Annotated in this window: 4 protein-coding genes and 1 pseudogene; all 5 read left to right on the forward strand. The window is 59.5% G+C overall.

Features of this window, described 5'->3' with window-relative positions:
- Window positions 1-1,338 (forward strand): GH3 family acyl-acid amido synthetase (locus ACYVDE_RS18385; RefSeq protein ID WP_460503007.1); only part of this gene is annotated, 1,338 nt, incomplete at its 5' end.
- Between the two features lie 5 nt (window positions 1,339-1,343).
- A complete protein-coding gene (locus tag ACYVDE_RS18390) occupies window positions 1,344-1,964 on the forward strand; it encodes an SMI1/KNR4 family protein (RefSeq protein WP_460503008.1) in 621 nt (206 codons plus the stop codon).
- Window positions 1,964-2,422 (forward strand): hypothetical protein, encoded by a 459-nt coding sequence (locus tag ACYVDE_RS18395; RefSeq protein ID WP_460503009.1) that lies wholly within the window; start codon window positions 1,964-1,966, stop codon window positions 2,420-2,422. The genes ACYVDE_RS18390 and ACYVDE_RS18395 overlap by 1 nt, the downstream gene beginning before the upstream one ends.
- Window positions 2,419-2,871 (forward strand): hypothetical protein, encoded by a 453-nt coding sequence (locus ACYVDE_RS18400; RefSeq protein WP_460503010.1) that lies wholly within the window; start codon window positions 2,419-2,421, stop codon window positions 2,869-2,871. The genes ACYVDE_RS18395 and ACYVDE_RS18400 overlap by 4 nt, the downstream gene beginning before the upstream one ends.
- Window positions 2,872-2,920: 49 nt before the next feature.
- Window positions 2,921-3,196 (forward strand): annotated as a pseudogene (locus ACYVDE_RS18405) (3-oxoacyl-ACP synthase); the annotation flags it as partial.

Consider the following 3,196-nt stretch of genomic DNA (forward strand, 5'->3'; position numbering starts at 1 on the left):
GTGCGCACGCCGGCCGATTTGGCCCGGCAGGTACCTGTGCGCGACTACGAGGCCCTGCGGCCTTGGTTCGACCGCACCCAGGCCAGCGAAGCCGACGTGCTCTGGCCCGGCCGCCCGCTGTACCTGGCCAAAACCAGCGGCACCACTAGCGGCACCAAGTACATTCCCATCACGAAGGACAGCATTCCCAACCACATCGACGGCGCCCGCGATGCCCTGCTCTACTACATTTACCGCACCGGCCGCAGCCGGTTCCTGGATGGCAAGCTGATATTTCTGTCGGGCTCACCGGCGCTGGAAATGCACCATGGCATCCGCACCGGCCGGCTCTCGGGCATTGCCAACCACCACGTGCCAGCGTACCTGCGCCGCAACCAGCTGCCCACCTACGCCACCAATGTCATCGAAGACTGGGAAACCAAGCTGGAGCGCATCGTGGACGAAACGCTGGGCCAGAAAATGACCCTGATATCCGGCATTCCGCCCTGGGTGCAGATGTACTTCGACCGTCTCACGGCCCGCACCGGCCGGCCCATTAAGGACCTGTTTCCCGATTTCAACCTGTTCGTCTACGGCGGCGTCAACTTCGAGCCCTACCGCGCCAAGCTCTTCGAAAGCATCGGCCGCCCGGTGGACAGCATCGAGCTGTTTCCGGCCTCCGAGGGCTTCTTGGCCTTTCAGGACGAGCCCGGCAACCCGGGGCTGCTGCTGCTGCTCAGCAGCGGCATCTTCTACGAATTCATCCCCGCCGAGCGGTTCTTCGAGCTCGACGCACCCCGCCTCACCATCGCCGACGTGGAGCTCGGCCGCAACTACGCCGTCGTCCTCACCTCCAACGCCGGCCTCTGGGCCTACTCCCTCGGCGACACGGTGCGCTTCGTGAGCCTTCGGCCGCACCGCGTGGTGGTCACGGGCCGCATCAAGCACTTCCTCTCGGCCTTCGGCGAGCACGTGATAGGGGAGGAGGTGGAGCAGGCCCTGCGCGAAGCTATGCGCCAGGCCCCCGAGGTCGAGGTCACCGAATTCACCGTGGCCCCGCTTGTGAGCGACGACCCCGCCACGCCCTCGCGCCACGAGTGGCTGGTGGAATTCGCCCGCGCCCCGCACGACCCTGCCGCCTTCGCCGCCGTGCTTGATACCGCCCTGCGCCGCCGTAATACCTACTACGACGACCTGCGCCGGGGCAACATTCTGGTGCCCCTGCGCCTCACGCCGCTGCCCGCCGGGGCCTTCCAGCGCTACATGAAAAGCCTGGGCCGCCTGGGCGGGCAGAACAAGGTGCCGCGCCTGGGGAACGATAGGAAGGTGGCGGAGGGATTATTGCACCAATCAATTTAGTAACGATGCTTACTTCATCGGAACAGGTTAGTGGCTGGCCTGATTTGCTACAGCAAATCAGCCAAGAAGTGCTGGCCGACCCAAGCTTTATTGAAACGGATTGGCATGGATTCGTTTCGCCGGCGCAAAAGGAAAGCGGCTGGCTGGGATTTCCGGGCGCTACTGAGAGCGACTTGCGGATGCTTGAGCAGCGTTTGGGAGTTGCTTTGCCACCATCATACCGCAGCTTTTTGGCGACTTCAAACGGGTTTGGTCCTATTGACTGCTTCATCTTCCGCCTCTTTTCGACGGAAGAGATTGATTGGCTGGTGAATAAGGATAAAGAGATAATAGAGATTTGGGAGCAGGATGATGACACAGATATTACAGACGAGCAATATTTTGACCCAAAAAACCAGCAGGATGCGAGGTACACCCGTAGCAGGTATTTCCGGCGTTGCCTGATGGTTTCAGATTGGGGCGATGCCGGTTTCCTGGCGTTGAATCCGGCCGTTGAAGCCGATAGAGAATGGGAAGCTTGGCATTTTGCCAGTTGGCTTGGTGGTGCTTCACGGCACCACTCGTTCGCAGACCTAATGCGGCAGAGGCTAGAGAATTACCGTGAATTGAAGAAGCCAGACTATTAATGCGCCTCGCCTTCGACCTCGATAATACCCTCATCCGCTGCGGCCACCATTTCCCGCTCGAAAAGCCTGAACGCCGCCTGCTGGCCCGGTTGCTGGGCAATGAGGGCCTGTGCCTCGGCACCAAAGCACTCGCCGACCATTGCCGCCAGCGCGGCTGGGAAGTGTGGGTGTACACCACCTCCTACCGCAGCGGCTGGCGCATCCGCCGTCTCTTCTGGCTCCACGGCATCCGGCTCGATGCCGTGGTGAACCAGCAGCGGCACGACCGGGAAGTCCGCGCCCGCTGCACCAAGCACCCGCCCAGCTTCGGCATCGACCTGCTGATTGACGACTCCGAAGGTGTGCGCCTCGAAGGCGAGCGCCACGGCTTCCGGGTGCTGGTGGTGCGGCCGGAGGATGAGTGGTGGGTGGCGAGTGTTAAAAAGACAGTAGGCTTAATTGATGACTCACTATTATGAAATACGTCGGCTTAAATCAGCCTGGAAAGGTCACAGTTGTTGTTATTGGCGCGGCTATTCTTCTTTTTATGGTTTTGCGATTCTATTCGCGTTACTCTAATGAGAGTATTCAAGCGCACCCCAAAATGTATTGTTATGATTCCTTCAGGGGAGTAATTAATTCAGCTTTGTATGTGGAACACTCGCGCGATACTGCCGATTTCATCCAGTATTATCGCATTTGGGAAAAAGGTGGCAACCCAGTAGGAAACTTCCCCTTAAATGGCTTGGACCCAGATTCACCGGTATATGTTCAGCGATATTTGGGAGCTGATTCCGTTCTGGCAGAAGTGGTCAGTTATTATCAAAGCCCAATGAAGTCTAGGCCGTTTATGCTCTGGTGTTACGTGTATGGGCGTACGCTTCATGCCTTACCACCTAAATATCCGACCAAGCAATTGAGTAAATGAAATAGCGAATACCATAGAATCAGCGTTGCGCTTCCATCGTTTTACACTAATGACCAAACCCGCCCTCCACGCCCTCTGCCAGGCCTTCATCGAGCAGCGCATTGCCGCCGCCCGCACCGCCATGCAGGCGGCCCAGGAATCCTCCTCCTCCGAAACCAAGAGCAGCGCCGGCGACAAGTATGAAACCGGCCGCGAAATGGCCAACGCCGAGCGCGACCGTAACGCCGCCCACATGCAGCAGGCCCAGCAGCTGCAAGCCGAGCTCACCCGCATCAACCCCGACGCCCCCGCCGACACCGTGCGGCCCGGCGCCCTCGTGCGCACC

The sequence above is a fragment of the Hymenobacter agri genome (assembly GCF_054778495.1).